A 22,912-nucleotide genomic window follows, 5' to 3' on the forward strand; every position below is an offset into this window, starting at 1 on the left:
CGTCGCCCGGCGGTGGCCCGGCCGGTGCCGCCGGTACGGCGGCCACCGTCAGGCACCTGTGCCGGTCGGGTGCCTGGTGTCAGAGATTCGCGTAGACGCGATGCACGAACTCGGCCATCTTGTCGTCGGGCAGTTTCCTCGCCAGATCGGCCTCGGTGATCATGCCGACGATGCGGCCGTCCTCGATCACCGGCAGCCTCCGGATCTGGTTCTCCTCCATCTTGGCGAGCGCCTCCTCGACGCTCGCGTCCGACGACACCCAGACCAGGCCGGTGGCGAGGTCTTCCGCGGTCGTCGTGGAGGGGTCGAGGCCGTGTGCCACGCACTTGACCACGATGTCGCGGTCGGTGATGATCCCCTTCAGCCGGTCGTCGCTGCCGCAGATGGGCAGGGCACCCACGTTCATGTCCCGCATCATCTGCGCCGCCCGGTCGAGCGTCTCGTGCGCCTCGACGCACCTGACCCCGGTGTGCATCAGATCTCTCGCCGTCTCACCGCTCATGTCGTCCCCCCGAACTGTTTGGGCGTGTTTTCGGGGAGGGTCATACCCAATTTCAGGACATGTCAGTAATTGCGGCGCACATGGATGGCCCAGCCGCCCTCGGGGAGCTCGTGGCTGCCCACGTGGTGGTGTGACTTCAACCGGCACCAGGCCGGGATGTCGGTGAAGGCGGCCGGGTCGTCGGCGAGGACCGCGACGATCCCCTCGCGCGGCACGTCGTTGATCTGGGCCGCGAGCATGATGATCGGGATCGGGCACTTCTTGCCCAGCGCGTCGATCGTGAGGGCGGGAGGCTGCGCCGATCCCGCCGGGGTGGCCTGGCTGGAGGTCATCGCGTCTTCACTCCCCGAATGTTGATCAAAGCTTGACCCCCGCCTCCTCGCGGATCCTGCGCACCATGCCCGGCAGGACGGAGAGGAAGCGGTCGACATCCGCCGTCAAGGTGCCCCGGGGTAGCGAAACGCGGACGTTCCCGTGTGTGAGCACGCCCATGGCCTCCAAAACATGCGACGGACGAAGCGTACTCGCCGTGCAGGAACTGCCGGACGACACCGAGAACCCGGCCTTGTCGAGCTCGGTGAGCAATGCCTCACCTTCCACGTAAAGACACGAAAAGGTGACAATGTGCGGTGCCCGGGCGACCGGATCACCGATGACCTCGACGTCGGGGACGAGCCGGGGCACCTCGGCCCTGACACGATCCACGAGCGCCGAGAGCCTGGCGGACTCCACGGCCGACTCGGCCACCATGGCACGCAGCGCGGCTGCCGCCGCGACGATCGCGGGGACGTTCTCGAACCCGGGGACCCGGCGGCGCTCGCGGTCGTCCTCGGGCAGCGGGGTGCGCCACCGGGTGCCCTTGCGGACCACCAGCACGCCGACCCCGGCGGGGCCGCCCCACTTGTGCGCGCCGGCGGCGAGCACCGACCAGCCGGGGGGCGGCGGCATCCTGCCCACCGTCTGGGAGGCGTCCACCAGCAGGGGCACCCCCGCCTCCGCGCAGGCCGCCGCCGCCTCGGCGATCGGCTGGAGCGTGCCGACCTCGTGGTTGGCGCTCTGCAGGCAGGCCAGCGCCGTGCCCTCGGCGCGGACCGCCTCGCAGAAGGCGTCGGGGTCGACCGCACCGGTGATGCCGACGCCGACCGTCTCGACCGAGCCGCCGTCGCGCTCGTGGACCCCCGCCGCGTGCAGCACGCTGGAGTGCTCCACGGCCGAGGTGACCAGGCGGCGGCCCGTCCTGCGGCGCCCGTGCAGGGTGCCGAGGACGCCCAGGTGCACCGCCTGGGTGCCCGAGGTGGTGAAGGAGACCTCGTCGGGCCTGGCGCCCAGCGCCTCGGCCACCTCGATACGCGCCTGTTCCAGTAACATCCTTGCCCGGCGGGCGGCACCGTACAGTCTCGCGGGGTCGGCCCAGCCGACGTCGAGGGCCGCGATCAGAGCCTCGCGAGCCTGGGGGTGCAGCGGCTCCGTGGAGGCCGCGTCGAAGTACGCCACCTCTCAATCGTCGCACCACGCGCGGTGCGTGCGGGGGCTGCGGGGGAGGGCGAGGGTGGTCCGCGCTAATGTGTCCCCCAGCGTGAAGCTGTGAACTACGAAATCTTGAACGTGAACAAACGACCGCCCAGGAGCGACTCCTGGGCTTCATCTGTGGGGTAGGCGATCCGTGAGTCCGACCCGCCGTTCTGCACGGCGTCCGTTGGCCCGCCGCCGGGTGCCGCGCGCTGCCGCTCTGGCACTGCTGCTGGTTTCCCTGACGGCGTGCAGTGCCGAAGACTGGTCCCGAGCCGGCTTGCCCGAGGGCGTCACCAAGCAGTCCGAAGCCGTTCAGAGTCTGTGGAACGGATCGTGGATCGCCGCCCTCGCCACCGGTGTGGTCGTGTGGGGCCTGATCCTGTGGTCCGTCGCCTTCCACCGTAAGAAGAAGAACTCCAAGGACGAGTTGCCGCCTCAGGTGCGGTACAACCTCCCGATCGAGATCCTCTACACGGTGGTGCCGATCATCATGGTCGGCGTCTTCTTCTTCTTCACCGCGCGCGACCAGAACTACATCACCAGCATGTCCGAGAAGCCCGACGTGACGGTCAAGGTCGAGGGCTTCCAGTGGAGCTGGCGCTTCACCACGGAGTACAACGGCAAGACCGCCCAGGTGGTCGGCCAGCCCGCCCTCGACTACACCAAGGGGCCTGAGCTGGTGCTGCCGACCGGTAGCAAGGTGAGGTTCGACCTCCACTCGCCGGACGTCATCCACTCCTTCTGGGTCCCGGCGTTCCACTTCAAGCTCGACGTGATCCCCGGGGTGAACAACAAGTTCGAGATCGACACCCTGGACAAGCCCGGCGTCTATGCCGGCCGCTGCGCCGAGCTCTGTGGCGTCGACCACAGCCGGATGCTCTTCTCGGTGAAACTCGTGCCCCAGGCCGAGTTCGACCAGTACATCGCTAGCCAGGCGGGTGCCCAGTGACCGCACTTAACGAACCCCTTGTCCACTCCCCGGTGCCGACCCGTAAGGGCTCGATCATCACGAAGTGGGCGTCGTCCACCGATCACAAGATCATCGGACACCTCTACCTGATCAGCTCGTTCATCTTCTTCCTGATCGGCGGCGTGATGGCGCTGATCATGAGGGCGGAGTTGGCGCAGCCCGGTCTGCAGTTCACCAGCAACGAGCAGTTCAACCAGCTGTTCACCATGCACGGCACGATCATGCTGCTGATGTTCGCGACCCCGCTGTTCGCGGGCTTCGCCAACGAGCTCATGCCGCTGCAGATCGGCGCCCCCGACGTCGCGTTCCCGCGGCTGAACATGGTCAGCTACTGGCTCTTCACCTTCGGCAGCCTCATCGCCCTGTCGGGTTTCATCACCCCGGGCGGCGCGGCGAGCTTCGGCTGGTTCGCCTACACCCCGCTGTCGAACGCGATCAGCTCGCCCGGGATCGGCGGCGACCTGTGGATCGTGGGCCTCACCATCAGCGGTCTGGGCACCATCCTCGGCTCGGTGAACTTCATCACCACGATCATCTGCATGCGCGCGCCCGGCATGACGATGTTCCGCCTGCCGATGTTCACCTGGAACGTCCTGCTCACCTCGATCCTGGTGCTGATGGCCTTCCCGGTGCTGGCCGCCGCGCTGCTCGCGCTGGAGGCCGACCGCAAGCTCGGCACGCACATCTTCGCCCCGGAGACCGGCGGTGCGCTGCTCTGGCAGCACCTGTTCTGGTTCTTCGGGCATCCTGAGGTCTACATCATCGCGTTGCCGTTCTTCGGCATCGTGACCGAGATCCTGCCGGTCTTCAGCCGCAAGCCGCTGTTCGGCTACATCGGCCTGGTCGGCGCGACGATCGCGATCGCGGGTCTGTCGATCACCGTGTGGGCGCACCACATGTTCCCCACCGGACAGGTGCTGCTGCCGTTCTTCTCCTTCATGACGTTCCTCATCGCGGTGCCCACCGGGGTGAAGTTCTTCAACTGGATCGGCACCATGTGGCGCGGCCACCTGTCGTTCGAGTCGCCGATGCTGTTCTCGATCGGCTTCCTGGTGACCTTCCTGTTCGGCGGCCTGACCGGCGTCATCCTCGCCTCCCCGCCGCTGGACTTCCAGGTCTCCGACTCCTACTTCGTGGTCGCGCACTTCCACTACGTGGTCTTCGGCACCGTGGTCTTCGCGATGTTCGCGGGCTTCTACTTCTGGTGGCCCAAGTTCACCGGCAAGATGCTGAACGACACGATGGGCAAGATCCACTTCTGGACGCTGTTCATCGGCTTCCACACCACCTTCCTGGTGCAGCACTGGCTCGGCGCGCAGGGCTTCCCGCGCCGCTACGCCGACTACAGCCCGATCGACGGGTTCACCGACCTCAACATGATCTCGTCGGTGGGCGCGTTCCTGCTGGGCGCCTCCACGCTGCCGTTCCTGTACAACGTGTGGAAGACCCACAAGACCGCTCCGAAGGTCACCGTGGACGACCCGTGGGGTTACGGCAACTCCCTCGAGTGGGCGACGTCCTGCCCGCCGCCGAGGCACAACTTCACCTCGCTGCCCCGTATCCGGTCCGAGCGCCCGGCGTTCGACCTCAAGCACCCGCACATCCCGGCCCGTGAGCTGGAGGAGAGCCGATGAAGGTCCAGGGCTGGCTGTTCATCCTCTGCGGCGTCTTCTTCGCCGCCGTGGACGTCGTCTACTGGTACTGGTCGAGGGAGCCGGTCGGCACGACCGCGATGGCCATCTCGGTGGGCTTCGCGTTCATGATCGGTTACTACCTGATGTACACGGCCCGCCGCATCGGCGACCAGCCGGAGGACGACAAGCAGGGCGAGATCAGCGACGGCGCGGGGGAGCTCGGCTTCTTCAGCCCGCACAGCTGGTGGCCGCTCTTCGTCTGCCTCGCCGTCGCGCTCAGCGCGGTCGGCCTGGTCATCGGCTGGTGGCTGTTCCTGATCGGCGTCTTCGCGATCGTGATGAGCATGATCGGTTTCGTCTTCGAGTACTACCGGGGCAACTTCTCGCACTGACCCCGCGCTTCTCGCCACAAACCGGGCGGGCCACGGAAGAGCTTCCGTGGCCCGCTTTTTGGCGTTTATTGGACGCTCAAGATGGCCGTCTTATGTGGCGAACCGCTTACTCCGGGTAATAACTGACTCAGTGGTTCAGTCCGGGACAGGGGAGTTCATGTGGGGCACGCGATCCGTGGTTCGAGCCAGGGAGCGGGACTGCTTGCCCTCGCACTGGTGACGGCCTCCTGCTCGGGAAACACCGCCGTACAGGGCGAGAAGACGCCGCAGGCGTCACAGAACCCGGCCGCCGCCGCGGCCGTCGTCACCGTGGCCCCCCTCGACAGGGCCAACGGGGTCGCCACGGACACGCCCGTCCTGGTCGCGGCGCAGGGCGGCACCCTCAAGCAGGTCGCCGTGAAGGCCGTGAAGGGCGCCAAGGGCTCCCTGCCGGGCGTTCTCAGCGCCGACGGCACACAGTGGCGCAGCAGTGGCCTGGCGGCTCCCGGGGCCTCCTACGAGGTCTCCGTGACGGCCGTCAACCCGGAAGGCGCCGTCACCACCAAGACCTCCTCCTTCTCCACGGTGAAGGGCAACGAGACCTTCACGATCGAGAGCTTCATGCCGGGCAGGGACTCGACCGGCCTCACCGTCGGCGTCGGCATGCCGGTGATGATCACCTTCGACCGCGACGTCACCGACCGCGTCTCCATCGAGCGCAACCTTCTCGTCCGCACCTCCAGGCCGGTCCTGGGCGCGTGGCACTGGTTCGACAACCGGAACGTGCACTTCCGGCCGAAGAACTTCTGGCCCTCGGGCACCAAGGTCAGGGTCGAGGCCCGCCTCGCGGGGGTGCGCGGCGGTGACGGCCTCTACGGAGCCGCGAACAAGGTCGTCAACTTCAAGATCGGCCGCTCGCAGATCACCCGGGGCACCATCCAGTCGCACAACCTCACGGTGAAACGCAACGGCAAGGTCGTCCGCGAGATGCCGATGAGCGCCGGGCAGGGCGGCGACTGGAAGTACCACACGACCAGCGGGGTGCATCTCGCCATGTCCAGGGAGAACGTCACCGTGATGACCTCCCCGGGCATCGGCCCCGGTTCCGCCGGCTACTACCAGCTGACCGTCTACGACACCGTCCGCATCTCCAACAGCGGCGAGTACATCCACAGCGCCCCGTGGTCGGTCGGCTCCCAGGGCAACTCCAACGTCAGCCACGGATGCGTCAACGTCAGCCCGAGCAACGCCAAGTGGTTCCTCGACAACACCCTGATCGGGGACCCGATCATCATCACCGGCTCGCCCCGCGTCCTGGAGCCCACCAACGGGTGGGGCCACTGGCAGGAGAGCTGGAAGGAATGGCTCAAGTGGAGCAGCCTCAAGCACTTCACCACCGACGACGTCTGACGGTCCCGACGCGAGGACGCGGTTGAGCGCCTCGGGGCGGGGACGGCCGCTGGCCGCGGCGCCCTGAAATCCGCTGAGGGCGGGAGACGCGCTCAGCGGCCCCCGACTTCTCACCTGCTCCACCAAAGCCCCCGAGAAGTCCTCTGAGGGCCTTCCGGGGGCATCGTGGCAGCTCAAGCGTCTCCCGACCCGCGAAGGACCCGTGAACGACGAGGGGCCCGGACACCGGGTGGTGTCCGGGCCCCTCGGGTGGCCGGGTGGTGCCGGCCGTGACGGATCAGCGGGTCAGGGACTTGTCCTCGCCGCCCTGGCCGACCGTCGCGTGCTCCTCGTGGCTTCCGTCGCCGATGGCGTGGTGACCCTCGCCGTGGCCGTCGTCCAGCGGGATCTTCTCGCCGCCGTACGCCGCGCTCATCTTGGCGCGGAGCCGGCCGAGCGGGCCGCGCATCCCCTTGGAGGGGATGTCGTCGCGACTCTTCGGACCCGCGCCGTCTCCGGAGACGATCGGGACCGCCTCCTTGCCCCGCATGTGGGCCTCGATCGCCTCGTGCGGCGGTACGTGGACCTCGATGTACTCGCCGTGGGGCAGCCGCTTGATCACACCGGACTCCACGCCGTGGCTGATGATCGCCGCGTCGCTGCGCTGCAGGCCGAGGCAGATCCGGTAGGTGACGATGTAGGCGATCACGGGACCCGCGATGACCAGGAACCGGCCGGCGTAGGTCGTCCAGTTCAGCGAGATGTGGAAGAACGCGGAGATCTCGTCGTTGGCGCCCAGCAGCCACAGGACACCGTAGAACGTGATCGCCGACATGCCGATCGCGGTGCGGTGCGGGTTGTTGCGGGGACGGTCCACGACGTGGTGCTCGCGGCGGTCCCCGGTGACCCACTGCTCGATGAACGGATACAGCGCCAGGCCCGTCATCACGATGCCCATCGGCACCAGGGCCGGGATGAGCACGCTCATCGCGACCGTGCCACCCGCGCCGCCGAAGAGGTTGAGCTCCCAGGCGGGCATGAGGCGCAGCGAGCCTTCGAGGAAGCCCATGTAGAAGTCGGGCTGCGAGCCCGCCGAGATGTCGGCGGGGGTGTAGGGACCGTACAGCCAGATCGGGTTGATCTGGGCGAAGGTGCCCAGCAGCGCGATGACCCCGAAGGTGAACATGAAGTAGGCGCCGGCCTTGATCATGAAGGCCGGGTAGAACGGCGCGCCCACCACGTTCTCGTTGGTGCGGCCCTTGCCCGGCATCTGCGTGTGCTTCTGGACCCACATCAGGATCATGTGGGCCGAGATGAGCGCCAGCAGGATGGCCGGGATGAGCAGGATGTGCAGCGAGTAGAAGCGGGCGATGACGTCCTCGCCCGGGTACTCGCCGCCGAAGAGGAAGAACGTGAGCCAGGTGCCGATCAGCGGCAGCGAGATCGCCACGCCCTCGGTGATCCGCAGACCGGCGCCGGAGAGCAGGTCGTCGGGGAGGGAGTAACCGGTCAGGCCCGCGAGCAGCGCCAGCGTCAGCAGCAGCACGCCGATCAGCCAGTTGAACTCACGGGGCTTGCGGTAGGCGCCGGTGAAGAACACCCGCAGCATGTGGACCATCATGCCGCCGATGAACAGCAGGGCCGCCCAGTGGTGCATCTGCCGCATCAGCAGGCCGCCGCGCACGTCGAAGCTGATGCTCAGCGCCGAGGCGTACGCCTCGGACATGACGACGCCCTGCAGCGGACCGTAGGACCCGGTGTACTCGACGTGGCCCATGCCGGGCTTGAAGAAGAACGTCAGGAACGTGCCGGTCAGCAGCACGACGATGAACGAGTAGAGGGCGATCTCACCCAGCAGGAACGACCAGTGGTCGGGGAAGATCTTCCGTAGGTTGCGCCGCAGGAAGTTTCCCGCGCCGATGCGGTCGTCGACGTAGGTGCTCGCGCCCTCGATGGGCTTCGGAACGGTCTCCATGCTCATTACTGTTGGGCTCCGTTCTCACGGACCTCGGCCTCGGCGTCGCCGCGCTCCCAGAAACTGGGGCCGACGGGGACCGGGAAGTCCGCCGTTGCGACGAGGTATCCCTCATTATCGACGGCGATCGGCAGCTGAGGCAGGGGCCGGGCGGCCGGGCCGAAGATGACCTTGGCGCCGTCGGCGGCGTCGAAGGTCGACTGGTGACACGGGCACAGGATGTGGTGGGTGGTCTGCTCGTACAGGGCCGCGGGGCAGCCGACGTGCGTGCAGATCTTGGAGTACGCCACGATCCCGTCGTGTGTCCAGTTCAGGTTAGTTCCTGATTTGAGCTCCTCTGGACGGAACTTGATCAGGATCAGTGTGGCCTTGGCCAGCGCGTTCAGGTCGTGCTCGTATCCCTCGGGTACCACGGAGAGGATGCCGCCCGGGGAGTTGAAGTCGGCGGCCCTGATGGGGGAGCCGCTTCCCTCGACGATGAGCTTGCGCTGCTTGCCGTCCTTGGTCTTCTCTCCCCAGACGGTGTGCCGGAGCTTGGCGGGGAAGTCCGAGTAGCTCGGGCCGAGGTCGCGCAGCAGGACCAGCGGGGCGAGGCCGAGAGGGGCGGCGGCGAGCAGCAGGGTGCGGCGCAGCAGCGGGCGCTTGAGGATGCCGCTCTCGTTCGCGCCCTGCACGAAGGTCGTGCCCACATAGGACCTGGTCTCTGAGTCGGAGGCCATCGGGTGGCGCTCCTGGATCAGGTTGTACTTGGGCATGACCATGCGGGCCCAGGTCGTCATGCCCGCGGCCAGCCCGAGCAGCGCCAGCGTGAGCGAGGCGCCCAGCGCGAAGTTGGAGACCTGCGTGGTCTCGAGGTCGCCGACCTGGAAGACCACGTACGACACCACGAAGCCGATGCCGCCCAGGAAGGCGACGAGGAAGCACAGGGCGGCGTACCGCTCGCCCTTTCTCGCGGTCGCCTCGTCCTGCGGGGTCACACCGGGCACCTGGACGGGCTCAGCCCTTCTCGGCTCCTCATGGCCGAGAAGGGAGGTGCTCGCCGCCGGGGAGGGGGTGCCGATCACGCGCTTGGGCGCGCGCTCCTCCGGCTGTTCGATGTCGTGATTGTTGTCAGTCATTTGGCCTGTCGCCTCTTCGCGGTGATCCAGATGGCGGCCAGGGAGAGGAGGCTGAGGCCGACGATCCAGGCCACCAGACCCTCCGTGACCGGGCCGATGCGGCCGAGACCGGCGCCACCCGGGTTGGGCTCCTCACGCACGCCCACGATGTAGGCGATCATGTCCCGCTTCTGCTCGGGGGTGATGATGCTGTCGTTGAACACCGGCATCGCCTGCGGACCGGTGATCATCGCCTCGTAGATCTGCCTCTCGGTGGACTCGTGGAGCGGCGGTGCGTACTTGCCCTGGGTCAGGGCGCCGCCGGAGCCGACGAAGTTGTGGCACTGGATGCAGTTGGCGCGAAACAGCTCGCCGCCCCTGGCCTTGTCGCCCTTGGAGGCGTCGACCTGCTCGTCGGTCGGGATGGTCGGGCCACCGCCGAGTGACTGCACGTAGGCGGAGAGCTGCCGGATGGTGTCCTCGTTGACCCAGGGCGCCGGGGGCTTACGCGGTGCCTGCGCGCCGGGGTTGGCCAGGGGCATACGGCCGCTGCTGACCTGGAAGTCCACGGAGGCGGCGCCGACGCCGATCAGGGTCGGACCCTGGGCGGTGCCCTCGGCGTTGAGCCCGTGGCAGCTGGAGCAGCTCTGCTCGAAGAGCTTCTTGCCCTCCGCCACGTCGTCGGCCCTGCCGGAAGCGATGGCGGCGTCGGCCTGCCGGCTCGGGGAGATCGAGAGCACGACGGTGTAGACACCGCCTATCAGGCCCAGGGCCAGAAGCAGGACGGCGTATCTCGCGAGGGGATGCCGCCGCCCAGCGGTGATCCTATTCACAGAGATCCCCGATTCCTTAGTGAATGCCATAGATGGTTACGAAAAGCCCGATCCAGACCACATCGACGAAGTGCCAGTAGTAGGACACGACGATCGCGCTGGTCGCCTGCTCACGGGTGAAGCGCTTCGCGGCGTACGTGCGTCCCAGCATGAACAGGAACGCGATCAGTCCACCCGTCACGTGCAGGCCGTGAAAGCCGGTGGTGAGGTAGAACACGGAGTCGTACGCGGAGTGCGACAGCGTGTGCCCCTCGTGAACCAGCTCGCTGTACTCGTACAGCTGGCCGGCCACGAACACGGAGCCCAGCACGAAGCTGACGATGTACCAGAAGCGCAGCTTGGCGACCTGGCCCTTCTCGGCCGCCCACACGCCCATCTGGCAGGTCACACTCGACAGGACCAGGATGGTCGTGTTGGCCAGGGCGAAGGGGACGTTCAGATGGGCCTCTGGCCAGGGCAGTCCCTGGCCGATGCTCACCGACCGGATGGTGAAGTACATCGCGAACAGCGCCGCGAAGAACATGAGCTCGGAGGACAGCCAGACGATCGTCCCGACGCTGACCAGATCGGGCCGGCGGGACGAGTGTGCTGTCGTCGTCGTTGAAATTGCGGATGCTGTCGCCACGGGCAGCATTATTGCGGCTCTCCTGCTCGGGTCGCCGCACGACCCCCCGTTAGGGGGTACCTACGCCCCCCCAAAGTGGACGTATAGGGCAATTTTCTCGGCGCTGGCTCCGGCCTGGGTCTCCGGAGCGGCCGACCGGTAGCATCCCAGGTGACCATACATCGACGAGGGATAGTGAGCGCGACCGTGAGCACCGACGACAAGATGAGGGTTCTCGTCTACAGCGACGACGCGAGCACCCGCGAGAAGGTGCGGCAGGCGATCGGCCGCCGCCCCGCCGGAGACGTGCCCCTCGTGGAGATCGTGGAGTGCGCCACCCACGCCAAGGTCGTCCAGCACTTCGACTCCGGAGAGATCGACGTCGCCGTGCTCGACGCCGAGGCTCGGCCGGCCGGAGGCATGGGCGTGGCCCGCCAGGCCAAGGACGAGGTCCACGACTGCCCGCCGATCTGCCTGCTGATCGCCCGCCGCGACGACCGCTGGCTCGCCGAGTGGTCGCGCGCCGAGGCCGTCGTGCCGCAGCCGATCGACCCGGTCGTCCTCGCCGAGACCGTCGCCGACCTGATGCGACGCCGCTCCGCCACCCGCCTGTCCGCCCGCTAGCCCCTCGGAACCCCCCTCTGGAGAGACCTCTGATGGACGCGCGCACCACCTGGCCAGCGCTGTTGTCCGCCCTGCTCGCGGGCGAGCACCTGACGGCCGACGAGACCGCCTGGGCGATGAACCAGATCATGTCGGGCTCCGCCACACCCGCCCAGATCGCGGGCTTCGCGGTGGCGCTGAGGGCGAAGGGCGAGACGGTCGCGGAGGTGACCGGCCTGGCGCGCACGATGCTGGAGCGGGCCACCCCGCTCTCGGTCGCCGGTCCCGTCGTCGACGTGGTCGGCACCGGCGGCGACCGGGCACACACCGTCAACGTCTCGACCATGGCCGCGATCGTGGCCGCCGCGGCGGGGGCGAGGGTCGTCAAGCACGGCAACCGGGCCGCCTCCTCCTCCTGCGGCGCCGCCGACGTCCTGGAGCACCTCGGGATCGTGCTCGACCTCGCCCCGGCCGACACCGCGAGGGTCGCCGTGGAGGCCGGGATCGCCTTCTGCTTCGCGCCGGTCTACCACCCGGCGCTGCGCTTCGCGGGCCCGCCGCGCAAGGAGCTCGGCATCCCCACGGTCTTCAACTTCCTTGGCCCGCTGACCAACCCGGCCAGGCCCGCGGCCCAGGCGATCGGCATCTTCGACGAGGGCATGCTCCCCGTCGTCGCGGGCGTCTTCGCCGAGCGCGGGGTCTCCGCCCTGGTCTTCAGGGGTGACGACGGGCTGGACGAGCTCACCATCGCGACGACCTCCACGGTCTGGGTGGTGCGCCAGGGTGCGATGGAGAAGGTGGTCTTCGACCCGGCCGCCTTCGGCGTCCCCAGGGCGGCGCCCGACGCGCTGCGCGGGGGGGACGTGGAGTTCAACGCCCAGGCCGTCCGCGACCTGGTCGGCGGCAAGACGGGACCGGTCCGTGACGCGGTACTGCTGAACGCCGCCGCCGCGCTGGTCGCCCTCGACGGCGCGGGTGAGGGCGCGGGCGCCGGTGACGACCTGAACGCCGCGCTGGCCGCGGGCTACGAGCGCGCGACGCGGGCCGTCGACTCCGGTGCCGCCGCCGAGACCCTCGACCGCTGGATCGAGGTCAGCCGGGCGCTCACGCCGTCCTGACCCTCGATCGCCGGGTCCTCCCCTCTTGGGCGGATGGAAGATCCGCCCAAGAGAGGATGTGTCGCCGAGGGGAGTCGTTCTAGATTGCGGCCATGTGGCGTGTTGACCCCCTGGACGAGCAGGTGCTCCCCATCGTGCTGTCGTGTGCGGCGCTCGCACTGGGCGTGGCCGTGGCGAGCCTGGTGTGGGAGCGCAGGCTCCTGTTGCTGAGGCTCAGGTCCTGGGAGGCCAGGTTCGCCGACCAGGGGGAGGCACTGGCCGGTGCCCAGCTCGCGCAGCGGCGGGCACGCATCGCCCGCGAGCTGCACGACGTCGTCGCACACGGGATCAGCATGATGACGCTCGGCGTGGGCGCCGGACGGATGATCATGGACAAGGATCCCGAGCGGGCCAGGCAGACCCTGCGGGTGGCCGAGGAGACGGGACGCCAGGCACTCGTCGAGCTCCAGCGCACCCTCTCGCTGCTCGACCTCGACGGCCCCTCGACCGGCAGGACGCCCCAGCCCAAACTGTCCGACCTTCGCGACCTGCTCGCCGAGGTCAGGGAGAAGGGCCTGCGGGTGGACGTGGTCGAGGACGGCAGGCCCGCCGAGGTCGGGCTCGCCCTCGAACTGGTGGCCTACCGCATCGTCCAGGAGGCGCTCGCCAACACCCTGCGGCACGCCGGTGCCCGTTCGGTCCGCGTCACACTGCGCTGGCGGCCGGGTTTCCTCGACGTCCTGGTACGGGACGACGGCAGGGCCGCTCTCTCGGCCGTCGCGGGGCACGGCCTGCTCGGCATGCGCGAGCGGGCCACCCTGTTCGGCGGGACGCTGGCGGCGGGGACCCTGCCCGGTGGGGGCTTCGAGGTGCGGGCGAGGCTGCCCACCGCGGGCGAGGTGGGAGGCCGCATGAGTGAGGGAGACGTCACCGTCGTCGGGCCGCTCCGGGGATTCGCCGGTGTCGGCGAGGCGGACGAGGACGACACGGTCCCGGTCTCGCGCTCCGCCTCGGCCCGTACGGGTGAGGATGGCGCCCCCTCAGGCTCCGACACGGGGTGAGGATGCCGCCGGGCCCGCTGCGGCTCCGCCTCGGCCCGTACGGGTGGGGACGCGGCCGTCCGTGGGAGCTGACACGGGCCGAGGATGCCGGGCCCGCCCCGCGCTCCGGCTCGGCACGTGCGGGCCGAGGATGCCGGGCCCGCCCGGCGCTCCGGCTCGGCCCGTGTGGGCCGAGGATGCTCCTGGATGTCAGTCGGACTCGCCGAGGCCGATCGAGAAGGCGGCGTCCAGGTCGTGCCGCGAGTAGGCGCGGAAGGCGACGTGGGTCTCGGTGTGCAGCACCCCGTCGACCTTGTTGATCCGGCCGGGGACGACCTCGGCGATCTCCTCGTAGGAGGTGACGCGGACCATGGCCATCAGGTCGTACTCCCCGGTTATGGAGTAGACCTCGCTCACCCCGTCGATCTCGGCGACCGTCTGGGCGACCTCGGGGATCCGGTCCACCTCGGCGTTGATGTGAACGATCGCGGTGACCACGAGCTTCCTCCTCGTTGAGTGCGGCTTGCCGCCTCAGAAGCTATCAGCGCGGCCGTCAGCGCAGCGGGCGGCCCTCACGTGCCCTGCGCGGCTCGGCCGTCTGGTAGGCGCGGTCGATGCGGGCCTTGAGCCGGCCCGCGCCGGAGACGGGCAGGCTCCAGGTGCCCTCCACCTGCACCAGCCGCACCCCCGGGGACTCCAGCCAGCGCAGGACGCACTCCGTCTCCTCCGCGCTGGCGGCGTGGACCGGCCCGGGCCCTCGCGGCACCGTCTCCGCGGTGGCGGTCAGCGCCTCGACGAACGGGGTGGGGTGGGCGCCCCTCGGCATCACCCCGGCCGAGGCGAGCCGCCCGTAGCGGACGACGTGGATCTCCCAGGCGCCGTCGGGCAGGGGGGCGGCGGCGACCATCTGGGAGATCGTGGTCAGCGACCGCAGCCGTTGCATGCGGGCCGAGGTGCGGACGTAGGAGGCGAGCCGGTCGCGGTCGGCCGCGGCCTCCTCGTAGCGCTGGTCCAGGGCGAGGCGCTCCATCCTGGCCTCGATCGCGGAGAAGACCGGGGCCGCGTCCAGCTCCATCGCCCGGCGGGCCGCCACGACGTGCACGGCGTACTCATCGGGGCTCTGGCGGCCCTCGCACGGCGCCCCGCACCTCCCGATCTCGGCGAGGGCGCAGGCGGAACGCCTGGTGCGCGGGGTGATCCGCTCGGTGCACTGCCGCAGCGGGACCGTCTCGTGCAGGGCGGTGCGGGCGTCCTCCGCGGCGCGGACGCTGTTGAACGGGCCCAGGTAGGAGGCCGCGTCGTCCTTGACCTCGCGGACGACCGACAGGCGGGGGAACGGCTCGTCGGTCAGCTTGAGCCAGAACATCTTCTCGGGGAAGCGCGACCTGCGGTTGTAGCGGGGCTTGGCCGAGCCGATCAGCCGCAGCTCCCTCACCTCGGCCTCCAGCGAGGTCGCGCAGCCGATGGTCCTCACCCTCGCGGCGATGCCGATCATCTCGCGGACGCGGGGCCTGGTCTCGCTCGCGGTGAAGTAACCGCGCACGCGGTTGCGCAGGTTGGTGCTCTTGCCGACGTAGAGCGGGTCGCCGCCCTCGTCCTCGAACACGTAGACGCCGGGACCCGCGGGAACCGCGTCGGCCAGGTGCCGCTTGCGACGCTGCTCGGGGGTGGGCGCGCGGACGAAGCCCTTGAGCTCCTCCAGCGTCCGCACCCCGAAGGAGCCCGCCCGCTCCAGCAGGGCGTGCAACACGTCGACGGTGGCCTGCGCGTCGGCGAGCGCCCGGTGGCAGGGCTCGGTGCCGCTGAAGATCCTGGCCAGGGTGGACAGCTTGCAGTTGGGAGCCTCGTCGCGGGTGAGCAGCTTGCGGGCGAGATCGACGGTGTCGACGACCTGGTGGGCCGGCGGGGGATACCCGTGCGCGGCGCAGGCCGCCTTGAGGAACCCGAGGTCGAACCCCGCGTTGTGCGCCACGAGGGTGGAACCCGTGGCGAACTCCAGGAAGGACGGCAGCACCGACTCGATCCTCGGCGCGGCCACCACCATGCTGTCGGTGATGCCCGTCAGCACCGAGATGAACGGCGGGATCGGCGAGCCGGGGTCGACCAGGGTGGCGAACTCGCCGAGCACCTCGCCGCCCCTGACCTTGACGGCGCCGATCTCGGTGATCGCGTGCTCGCCCGCGGAGACGCCGGTGGTCTCCAGGTCGAACACGACGAAGGTGACCTGGCTGAGCGGGGTGCCCAGCTCGTCGAGTGTTCCCTGCACGGCGTAGTCCACGATTCACGACCATAGAAGCCTCGACCGACATTTACCGCACCGGACCCTTCCACGCCCGGTGCGCACCGGGCGCGGGGAGCTCCGGGACCTTCACGGATCATCGAGGGCCTTCAACGGACCTCCGACGGGCTTTCCGGGTGGCCTTCACGAGTGCCTTCTCGGGTGCCTTCACCGGTGTTCTCTCCGGGGCCTCAGCCCCAGTGGCTTCCGTCCAGCATCCGTTCGAGGGTGGCCCGGTGCATCACCAGGTCGTCGGGGTCGCCGGGCATGACCCGCTCGCCGAAGTGGATCCTGCGGTGCTCGATGCGGGCCATGATGCTGCCGTGCCTGAGGGCGGCGTACGTCTCGTAGAACTCCATGTCTCGAGGCTTGTATCCCGTTATTTCGTGGTAGGTCTGGCATACATCCTCGCGCCGCATGAAGTCCGGCATCCCCGGCAGTTCCATGAACTCGGTGATCTCCTGGAAGAAGGCGTGCAGGAAGATCATCCAGGAGATGTCCAACTCGCGGGGGCCGATCGCGGCCATCTCCCAGTCGAGCACCGCCACGGGGGTGAAGTCCTGGTACATCACGTTGCCGATACGGGCGTCACCCCAGTTCAGCACGTCGGGTCCGGGATCCGCCGGCCAGTGCTCCTCCAGCCAGGCGAACGCCCGCTCCAGCAGCGGTACGGGCATGGAGCCGTGCGCCCACTCGTAGTAGGCCCGCTGTTCCTCGACGTGCCTGCGCAGCGCCGTTTCGCCCGTCTCCGGGCTCCGCAGGGGGCGCAGTTCCTCCGCGGTGAACCGGGCGTCGTGCAGCGTGGCCAGGATCTCGACGCTGCCGCGCTGCAGCCGGTCGCGGTCGGCGGGGGAGGCGTCCAGCAGCCGGCTCCCGAAGGTGTAGGGCATCACGTCCGGCGGTACGTCGCCGGTGAGCCGCTCCATCACGAAGAAAGGGGCGCCCAGGGGGCCGGGGTCGGGCTCGTACCACAGGGTCCGGGGCGCGAGCACGCCCGCGCGCTCCCTCGCCAGCCGCATGACCTCGTACTGCCTGCCGAGGTCGTAGCCGGGGAAGACCGGGACGGCCTCGTCCGCCGGGGCCATCCTGGCGACGCACGGAAGGTCGTACCCGCCCTCGGCCGAGGCCCAGGAGGCGTCGAAGAACAGGGTCTCGCTGGACATGCCGTTGTTCTGGGGACGTGAAAGCGGAGAGATCGTGACCGGGCCTCCCACCCTCAGGGAGAGCCACGACCTCATCCGCTCACGTAACTCCCCGAGGTCGCGGGTCGAGGTCCGTATCTTCTGGGTCCGCCGGTCGTGCTCGTTCGTCGGCTCATGCATCGCGCTCTCCCGGGTGGCGTGCGTCACAAGGTGATCCGCACAGTCGTAACCCAGCAGCAAGCGCTTGTCCATAAAGCGTTCACGGCCTCGTCGATCGCCGGTCCACGTACGGTCAGGTCGGGGTCACGGTGCGGTAGCCGTACCCTTGACGTGAAGACCGATCCGAGTAGGGGCCGTGATGAGTTCAGCCGGAGAGGGCCTGTCTCGTCCGTTACCCGAGCAGGTTCGCTTACACGTTGTGGAGCTGGCCTCCCAGATCCTCGGTTCGATGCCCGCGGCCTCGGTGCCACTGCCGCTGAAGGGGATCGCCAGGTTCGATCCCCGCAAGCGGGCCAAGCTGGGCGGCGCCCCGATCGCCGCGCAGCTGGAGGTCGACAAGAAGTTCCGCGAGCTGGTCGCGGAGACGCTGACCGCGGGCTGGCCCGAGCTGGTCGCGAGCCTCGCCGAGGGCACGGTCCCGCCGGCGGCCGAGCCCGTCATGGTGGCCGCCGCCGCATACCTGACCAGGCCGCCGGGCTGGGCGGACATGGTGGAGGCGGCCCGCGCCGAGCTGGAGAGGTCGGCCGTCGCGGCCGAGGGCTCCGCCCAGGAGCAGACGGTCTCCCGGCTGCGCGAGCAGCTGGCCACTCAGAAGGCCGCGGCCAAGGAGGAGTCCGAGCGGCTGCGCGAGCAGCTCAAGACCTCGCGCTCGGAGGTCTCCGACCTGCGCCGCAGGCTGCACGAGGCCCGCGAGCGGACCAAGGCGGCCGAGGCGCGTGCCGCCGCGGCCCAGGAGGTGGCCGACGAGGCCAAGGCCGCCGCGCTCTCGGCGGGCAGCACCGTGGAGAGCGAGCTGCGCCGCCTGCGCGAGCGGCTCGCCGACGCCGAGCGGCAGCTGGAGTCGACGCGCAGGGCCGCGCGCGAGGGCCGCAGTGTGGAGGACACCAAGGTCCGGATGCTGCTCGACGCCCTGCAGGACGCCGCCGCGGGGTTGCGCAGGGAGCTCGCCCTGCCCTCGGGCATCCACCGTCCCGCCGACTCGGTCGTCTCGGTGGCGCCGGGCAAGCAGGGGGTCCAGGCGGTTCCCGCGCGGGCGCTCGCCGACGACGACCCCGCCCTGCTCGACCAGTTGCTCGCGCTGCCGCAGATCCATCTGATCGTCGACGGCTACAACGTGACCAAGACCGGTTACGGCACGTTCACCCTGGCCGACCAGCGAAGCCGTCTCCTCACCGGTCTCGGCGCGCTCTACGCGCAGACCCGCACCGAGCTGACCTGCGTCTTCGACGGCGCCGAGCTGAACGGGCCGGTCCCGGTGTCGGCACCCAGGGGAGTGCGCGTGCTGTTCAGCGCCCCGAACCAGATCGCCGACGACCTGATCCGCCAGCTGGTCCGCGCCGAGCCCGCGGGGCGCGCGATCGCGGTGGTCTCCTCGGATCGCGAGGTGGCCGAGTCGGTGCGCAGGATGGGCGCGAGGCCGGTGCCCTCGGTGCTTCTTCTCAGACGTCTGGGCCGAGCGTAAACCTTTTGGGGGCGTGGGGCATCGGATCACCCAGGAGGCTCGATTCGTTGACTTTCTCCCCACGGCTGAAGGCGGGGGTCTCCGCGCTGAAAGGGTTCAGATGAAGAAGATCATAACGCTCGCCCTCGCCGTCCTGGCCGTAGGGGCGACCGTCACCACCCCCGCGACGGCCGAGGCGGCCGCCATTCCCAGAGGTTTCCTGCTGTACGAGAAGGACGCCGCCAAGAAGGACAACGATCCCGAGACCAACTGGACGGTCGGCAACTCGGCGAAGGCCAGGCTCGCCGTCAACCCGTGCGACAGGGGCACACTGGCCGCGACCGGCCGCGTGGCCGCCCGGACAGTGACCTTCACCGGCGTGCCGGACTTCATGAAGGTCGAGCAGGTGATTCTGTACGGCTCACGGGCCTCGGCCGCCTCGGCCATAGCCCAGGTGCGTGCCGCCCTGGTCAAGTGTGCGGCCAGGACCAACTCCGGCGCGAGTTACCGCTACGCCTCCTCGCGCCTGACCGGGCTCGGTGACGAGGCGCTGAGGATCTCCGGCCAGGTCTACTACGGCAGGAAGGCCGGGGTGGGCGGTGACCGGAGCGTGCTGGTCAGGAAGGGCAACGCCGTCCTGGTCTATCTCTGGGCGGGGGAGTACTACAAGCCGGCGAAGGGTGACTGGAGCGTCCAGCTGCGCGACGCCAGGAGGATGACCGCCAAGATCTGCGACATCGCCACCTGCGGGTAGCGCGCCCGGGGTCCCGGCGGAGGTGCTTCCCGCGGCCGAGACACCACCCGTTTCCCGGCGGGATCGCTTCCCGCGGTGCCACCCCCAGCGGCCGAGGTGCCGCTCCTGACAGGGCCGCCTCCCGCGGCCGACGGCGCCCCCCGGGGAGAAAACCGTCGGCCGCGGGTAAAGCGGTCACCTGCGAACAAGGAGCAAACCCGGTGAAAAGGTGAGTCAACCATTACTTCTTCTGTACTATTCGCCGCAGGTCTGGTGCAGTCGGGAGGCGTTGACGTGGCCGTGGCGGGTTTGCCGGTTGGACTGATTCGGATACCGGTGGCGGTAGGGCTCGCTCTCGCGCTGTTGACGATGCCGGTGAGCGGAGCGTCCGCCCAGCTGAGGCCGACCCCCGCCGAGGCGAAGAAGAAGCTGGAGAAGCTCAACGAGCAGGCCGACCAGATCGTCGAGAAGTACAACCAGGCCTCGGAGAAGTGGAAGCGGGCCAGGAAGAAGTACGGCGATCTGAACGCCGATCTGACCCGCAAGAACAAGCAGGTCGTCGGGCTGCGCAAGGAGCTCGTCTCGATGGCCGTCAGCAGCTACCAGGTCGGGTCGATCAACGGCTGGGAAGGCATGATCTACCAGTCCGACCCCGGTGCCCTGCTGAGCGGTCTGGCGGCCGCCGACCAGATGTCCACCTCCCGCGCCCAGTCGCTGAACGCCTTCGACGAGGCCACCAAGGCGCTGCGGATCGGCAGGGACGAGGCGAAGAAGGCCCTGGTCGAGGCCGACGAGACGCGCGACGAGCTGGCCGAGGAGAAGGCCAAGGCCGAAAAGATGGTCAGGGCCCAGACGAAGCTCCTGCGCGAGCTCAACGCCTTCAAGGTGGGCAACCCCCAGAGCACCGGGATCCAGTACACCGGCTCCGCCTCGGGCAACGCCCGCGCCGCCCTGCAGTTCGCCTTCGCCCAGATCGGCAAGCCCTACCGGTACGGCGGCACGGGCCCGGCCGGCTGGGACTGCTCCGGCCTGGTCCAGGGCGCCTGGCGCAACGGGGGAGTCTCCCTTCCCCGGACGACCTGGGAGCAGTGGAGCTGGGGTGCGAGCCGCAAGGTCTCCCTGAGCGACCTCCAGCCCGGCGACCTCATCTTCAGCGAGGGCCTCGGCCACGTCAGCATGTACGCGGGCAACGGCCAGATCGTGCACGCCCCGCAGACGGGCGACGTCGTCAAGACCGTCCCGCTGTCGTCCTACGGCCGCCGCATCGTCGGAGCCGTCCGCCCCTGACGTTTCCCCAGTGGCTCCCCGTGGCCCCACAGCGGCCCTCCAGGGGGCGGCGCGGCTCTCGTGCCGGGTGAGGGTGCCGGAAAAACCGGATGTGCCGGGCGCGGTGCTGCTGCGAGCATCGGAACATGATCAAATCATGGATACCCGACGAGCTCGCGTACGCCGGGCCGGAGCACCTCGACGCCGCGTTCGTCGCCGGGTTCGACCGGAAGCAGGGCAGGCCCGATCCCGAAGAGGACCTCGCCGTGTTCGCGAGGCACGGTGTGGGGGAGAGCGCGACGGTCGTGGAGCTCGGCGCGGGGACCGGACAGTTCGCCCTGGCCGCGGCGCGGCGGTTCTCGCGGGTGGTGGCGGTGGACGTCTCCCCGGCGATGCACGACTTCCTGGCCGCCCGTGCCGCCGAGAACGGGCTCTCCGCCCTTGAGTGCGTGCGGGCGGGCTTCCTGTCCTACGAGCACACCGGGCCGCCCGCCGACGCGGTCTACACCCGCCACGCGCTCCATCAGCTCCCCGACTTCTGGAAGGCCGTCGCGCTCGACCGCGTCGCGCGGATCGTACGGCCGGGGGGCGTCCTGCGCCTGCGTGACCTGATCTTCGACTTCCGGCCGGACGAGGCCGACGCCGTGTTCGGCCGCTGGCTCGACGGTGCGGCGGACGACCCCGCGCTGGGCTACACGCGCGAGGACTACGCCGAGCATCTGCGCACCGAGTACAGCACCTTCAGATGGCTGCTCGAACCGATGCTCGACGCCGCCGGATTCGAGATCGCCGAGGCGGACTTCCGGGAGTCGATCTACGGGGCCTACACCTGTGTCAGGCGCTGAGAGCGTCCGGCCGATCACCCGGGAACGGTCCATCATCACTAGATCATCATGAATGTGACGAACATTACGAAACCGTGATCTGTCTGGCGTGATGCGAAGGATGTGACGAGAGTCATATCTCATTAGCATAAATAGCCATTAAGCAGGGGTAACGGGAAGATCAAGATGGGGATCGGCTCTCCCGAATTTGGCGAATGCTTTGCCGAATGTTGGGGATCGGGGTAACTTCTGGCGTCGCGACGTGCAAGCCACGCCGTCGCGGCGAATGTCGGTCTTCGGGCCGGTTCCCTCATAAGAATCCAGCCGGCCGCCGTGCCCCCAGTCGGGGGCGGAGATCATTACGGCGGCCCGCCGAATCCATGCAGCCAGGAGGCATGGAACCGGGGACCCAAAAGGCCCAGCACGCTGCGGCCAGGGGTGAATCGGCATGTTTATGCCGTAGGGCATCTTCCAAGCCCGAATCCGTCAGCTAACCCGGTAGGCATCAGTGGAAGCCCCAAGGAGAAATCCTGTCCAGCACCCTGCACAACCCTCGTCTGTCGCGCCTTTTCCGCCTTTCCCTCGGCGGTATCGCCCTCACGTTGACCGCCTCAGCCGGAGCGGTCACCCTCGGGCCCACGGCGGCGCAGGCGGCGGACGGTCCCCCCGAGATCCTGGTCAACAGCGCGGCCGGCGTCTCTGAGAAGACCGAAGGCACCACCAAGACCGTCACTCAGGCCTCGGCCACAGCCACGGCGAAGGCCAAGTCCACGGCGAAGGCCAAGGTGAAGGCCAAGGCCAAGATGAGCAAGGCGGCACGACAGAAGGTCCGGGCCGGTAAGGCGGTCTCGACGGCCAAGAAGCAGATCGGCACCCCTTACCGGTGGGGAGCCTCCGGGCCCGGAGCGTTCGACTGCTCGGGGCTCGTCCGGTACGCCTGGAAGAAGGCGGGCGTCTCCCTCCCCAGGGTCACGCACAGCCAGTACAGGGCGCTCAAGAAGAAGGTCTCGTGGAGCAAGCTGCGCCCCGGTGACCTGATGTTCTTCAGCGGGAAGGGCCACGTCGGCATGTACGTCGGCAAGGGCAGGATGGTCCACTCGCCGAGCAGTGGCAAGACGGTTCGTGTCGTGAAGCTGGCGGGCTACTACAAGTCCTCCTTCGCCGGAGCGGCACGGCCCGGAGCCTGAGCCCGCGCCCGGGTGGGGAACCCGGGACCGCGTCGAGCGCGGCTCCCGAGACCCGAGCCCGAGCGCCGGACCCGAGCCCGAGCGCCGGACCCGAACCGGAGCCCGAGCGCCGGACCCGAACCGGAGCCCGAGCGCCGGACCCGAACCGGAGCCCGAGCGCCGGACCCGAACCGGAGCCCGAGCGCCGGACCCGAA

General features: G+C 69.1%; 22 protein-coding genes and 1 riboswitch. Of the genes, 12 read left to right on the forward strand and 10 right to left on the reverse strand.

Annotated features, from left to right (window positions below):
* Nucleotides 1–79 precede the first annotated feature (79 nt).
* The 3 genes from ACIBH4_RS29605 to ACIBH4_RS29615 all read right to left on the reverse strand — a co-directional run bounded on the left by ACIBH4_RS29605 (nucleotide 80) and on the right by ACIBH4_RS29615 (nucleotide 1,996).
* Nucleotides 80–502, reverse strand: a complete 423-nt coding sequence (locus ACIBH4_RS29605; RefSeq protein WP_362502106.1) for a CBS domain-containing protein — start codon at nucleotides 500–502, stop codon at nucleotides 80–82.
* Nucleotides 503–564: 62 nt separating this feature from the next.
* On the reverse strand, nucleotides 565–834 hold the full coding sequence (locus tag ACIBH4_RS29610; protein ID WP_362502108.1) for a sulfurtransferase TusA family protein: 270 nt from the start codon (nucleotides 832–834) through the stop codon (nucleotides 565–567).
* Nucleotides 835–859: 25 nt separating this feature from the next.
* Nucleotides 860–1,996 carry an aminotransferase class V-fold PLP-dependent enzyme gene (locus ACIBH4_RS29615; protein WP_362765143.1) on the reverse strand — a complete coding sequence of 379 codons (1,137 nt, stop codon included), beginning with the start codon at nucleotides 1,994–1,996 and terminating at the stop codon, nucleotides 860–862.
* Nucleotides 1,997–2,291: 295 nt separating this feature from the next.
* Between ACIBH4_RS29615 and coxB the strand changes: the two genes are divergently transcribed.
* The 4 genes from coxB to ACIBH4_RS29635 all read left to right on the forward strand — a co-directional run bounded on the left by coxB (nucleotide 2,292) and on the right by ACIBH4_RS29635 (nucleotide 6,399).
* Nucleotides 2,292–2,963, forward strand: coding sequence for a cytochrome c oxidase subunit II (gene coxB, locus ACIBH4_RS29620; RefSeq protein WP_362502112.1), 672 nt, complete (start codon nucleotides 2,292–2,294; stop codon nucleotides 2,961–2,963).
* On the forward strand, nucleotides 2,960–4,618 hold the full coding sequence (gene ctaD / locus ACIBH4_RS29625) for a cytochrome c oxidase subunit I (protein WP_362502114.1): 1,659 nt from the start codon (nucleotides 2,960–2,962) through the stop codon (nucleotides 4,616–4,618). The genes coxB and ctaD overlap by 4 nt, the downstream gene beginning before the upstream one ends.
* Nucleotides 4,615–5,010, forward strand: a complete 396-nt coding sequence (locus ACIBH4_RS29630) for a cytochrome c oxidase subunit 4 (RefSeq protein WP_362502116.1) — start codon at nucleotides 4,615–4,617, stop codon at nucleotides 5,008–5,010. The genes ctaD and ACIBH4_RS29630 overlap by 4 nt, the downstream gene beginning before the upstream one ends.
* Before the next feature lie 159 nt (nucleotides 5,011–5,169).
* Nucleotides 5,170–6,399 (forward strand): Ig-like domain-containing protein, encoded by a 1,230-nt coding sequence (locus tag ACIBH4_RS29635; protein WP_362502118.1) that lies wholly within the window; start codon nucleotides 5,170–5,172, stop codon nucleotides 6,397–6,399.
* A 277-nt stretch (nucleotides 6,400–6,676) separates the two neighbouring features.
* On the opposite strand, the gene ACIBH4_RS29640 is transcribed toward ACIBH4_RS29635, so the two are convergent.
* Genes ACIBH4_RS29640 through ACIBH4_RS29655 form a run of 4 tightly spaced genes read right to left on the reverse strand, consistent with a single transcriptional unit; the run spans nucleotide 6,677 to nucleotide 10,917 of the window.
* A complete protein-coding gene (locus ACIBH4_RS29640; protein WP_362765140.1) occupies nucleotides 6,677–8,359 on the reverse strand; it encodes a cytochrome bc complex cytochrome b subunit in 1,683 nt (560 codons plus the stop codon).
* The gene (locus ACIBH4_RS29645) at nucleotides 8,359–9,471 is read right to left on the reverse strand and encodes a Rieske 2Fe-2S domain-containing protein (RefSeq protein WP_362502122.1); all 1,113 of its coding nucleotides are present in this window, start codon (nucleotides 9,469–9,471) and stop codon (nucleotides 8,359–8,361) included. Before ACIBH4_RS29645 ends, ACIBH4_RS29640 begins: the two co-directional genes overlap by 1 nt.
* Nucleotides 9,468–10,283, reverse strand: a complete 816-nt coding sequence (locus ACIBH4_RS29650; protein ID WP_362502124.1) for a c-type cytochrome — start codon at nucleotides 10,281–10,283, stop codon at nucleotides 9,468–9,470. Before ACIBH4_RS29650 ends, ACIBH4_RS29645 begins: the two co-directional genes overlap by 4 nt.
* A gap of 16 nt (nucleotides 10,284–10,299) precedes the next feature.
* A complete protein-coding gene (locus tag ACIBH4_RS29655; RefSeq protein ID WP_362502126.1) occupies nucleotides 10,300–10,917 on the reverse strand; it encodes a heme-copper oxidase subunit III in 618 nt (205 codons plus the stop codon).
* A 195-nt stretch (nucleotides 10,918–11,112) separates the two neighbouring features.
* Between ACIBH4_RS29655 and ACIBH4_RS29660 the strand changes: the two genes are divergently transcribed.
* From ACIBH4_RS29660 to ACIBH4_RS29670, 3 genes are all read left to right on the forward strand, one after another.
* Nucleotides 11,113–11,511 carry a hypothetical protein gene (locus ACIBH4_RS29660; RefSeq protein ID WP_362502258.1) on the forward strand — a complete coding sequence of 133 codons (399 nt, stop codon included), beginning with the start codon at nucleotides 11,113–11,115 and terminating at the stop codon, nucleotides 11,509–11,511.
* Nucleotides 11,512–11,543: 32 nt separating this feature from the next.
* Nucleotides 11,544–12,608 (forward strand): anthranilate phosphoribosyltransferase, encoded by a 1,065-nt coding sequence (trpD, locus tag ACIBH4_RS29665; protein WP_362765137.1) that lies wholly within the window; start codon nucleotides 11,544–11,546, stop codon nucleotides 12,606–12,608.
* A 92-nt stretch (nucleotides 12,609–12,700) separates the two neighbouring features.
* Nucleotides 12,701–13,648, forward strand: coding sequence for a histidine kinase (locus tag ACIBH4_RS29670; protein ID WP_362502130.1), 948 nt, complete (start codon nucleotides 12,701–12,703; stop codon nucleotides 13,646–13,648).
* A gap of 189 nt (nucleotides 13,649–13,837) precedes the next feature.
* Here the strand turns inward: ACIBH4_RS29670 and ACIBH4_RS29675 are convergent, their stop codons facing one another.
* The 3 genes from ACIBH4_RS29675 to ACIBH4_RS29685 form a co-directional block, all read right to left on the reverse strand.
* On the reverse strand, nucleotides 13,838–14,125 hold the full coding sequence (locus tag ACIBH4_RS29675; protein ID WP_350947478.1) for an Lrp/AsnC ligand binding domain-containing protein: 288 nt from the start codon (nucleotides 14,123–14,125) through the stop codon (nucleotides 13,838–13,840).
* A gap of 55 nt (nucleotides 14,126–14,180) precedes the next feature.
* Complete coding sequence (locus ACIBH4_RS29680) at nucleotides 14,181–15,905, reverse strand: DEDD exonuclease domain-containing protein (RefSeq protein ID WP_362502133.1); 1,725 nt, start codon at nucleotides 15,903–15,905, stop codon at nucleotides 14,181–14,183.
* Between the two features lie 191 nt (nucleotides 15,906–16,096).
* Entirely contained in the window at nucleotides 16,097–17,227 is a 1,131-nt protein-coding gene (locus ACIBH4_RS29685) for a phosphotransferase family protein (protein WP_362502135.1), read from the reverse strand.
* Nucleotides 17,228–17,465: 238 nt separating this feature from the next.
* On the opposite strand from ACIBH4_RS29685, the gene ACIBH4_RS29690 reads away from it, so the two are divergent.
* The 5 genes from ACIBH4_RS29690 (at nucleotide 17,466) to ACIBH4_RS29710 (ending at nucleotide 22,717) form a co-directional block, all read left to right on the forward strand.
* Nucleotides 17,466–18,728 carry an NYN domain-containing protein gene (locus ACIBH4_RS29690; RefSeq protein ID WP_362502137.1) on the forward strand — a complete coding sequence of 421 codons (1,263 nt, stop codon included), beginning with the start codon at nucleotides 17,466–17,468 and terminating at the stop codon, nucleotides 18,726–18,728.
* A 100-nt stretch (nucleotides 18,729–18,828) separates the two neighbouring features.
* Entirely contained in the window at nucleotides 18,829–19,461 is a 633-nt protein-coding gene (locus ACIBH4_RS29695) for a hypothetical protein (RefSeq protein ID WP_362502139.1), read from the forward strand.
* 315 nt (nucleotides 19,462–19,776) lie between these two features.
* On the forward strand, nucleotides 19,777–20,727 hold the full coding sequence (locus ACIBH4_RS29700) for an NlpC/P60 family protein (RefSeq protein ID WP_362502141.1): 951 nt from the start codon (nucleotides 19,777–19,779) through the stop codon (nucleotides 20,725–20,727).
* Nucleotides 20,728–20,852: 125 nt separating this feature from the next.
* Nucleotides 20,853–21,551 (forward strand): class I SAM-dependent methyltransferase, encoded by a 699-nt coding sequence (locus tag ACIBH4_RS29705; protein ID WP_362502143.1) that lies wholly within the window; start codon nucleotides 20,853–20,855, stop codon nucleotides 21,549–21,551.
* 339 nt (nucleotides 21,552–21,890) lie between these two features.
* Nucleotides 21,891–22,050: riboswitch (cyclic di-AMP (ydaO/yuaA leader) on the forward strand.
* 82 nt (nucleotides 22,051–22,132) lie between these two features.
* Entirely contained in the window at nucleotides 22,133–22,717 is a 585-nt protein-coding gene (locus ACIBH4_RS29710; RefSeq protein WP_362502145.1) for a C40 family peptidase, read from the forward strand.
* Nucleotides 22,718–22,912 lie beyond the last annotated feature (195 nt).

The sequence above is a fragment of the Streptosporangium sp. NPDC050284 genome, assembly GCF_044459525.1.
Classification (GTDB): Bacteria; Actinomycetota; Actinomycetes; order Streptosporangiales; family Streptosporangiaceae; genus Streptosporangium.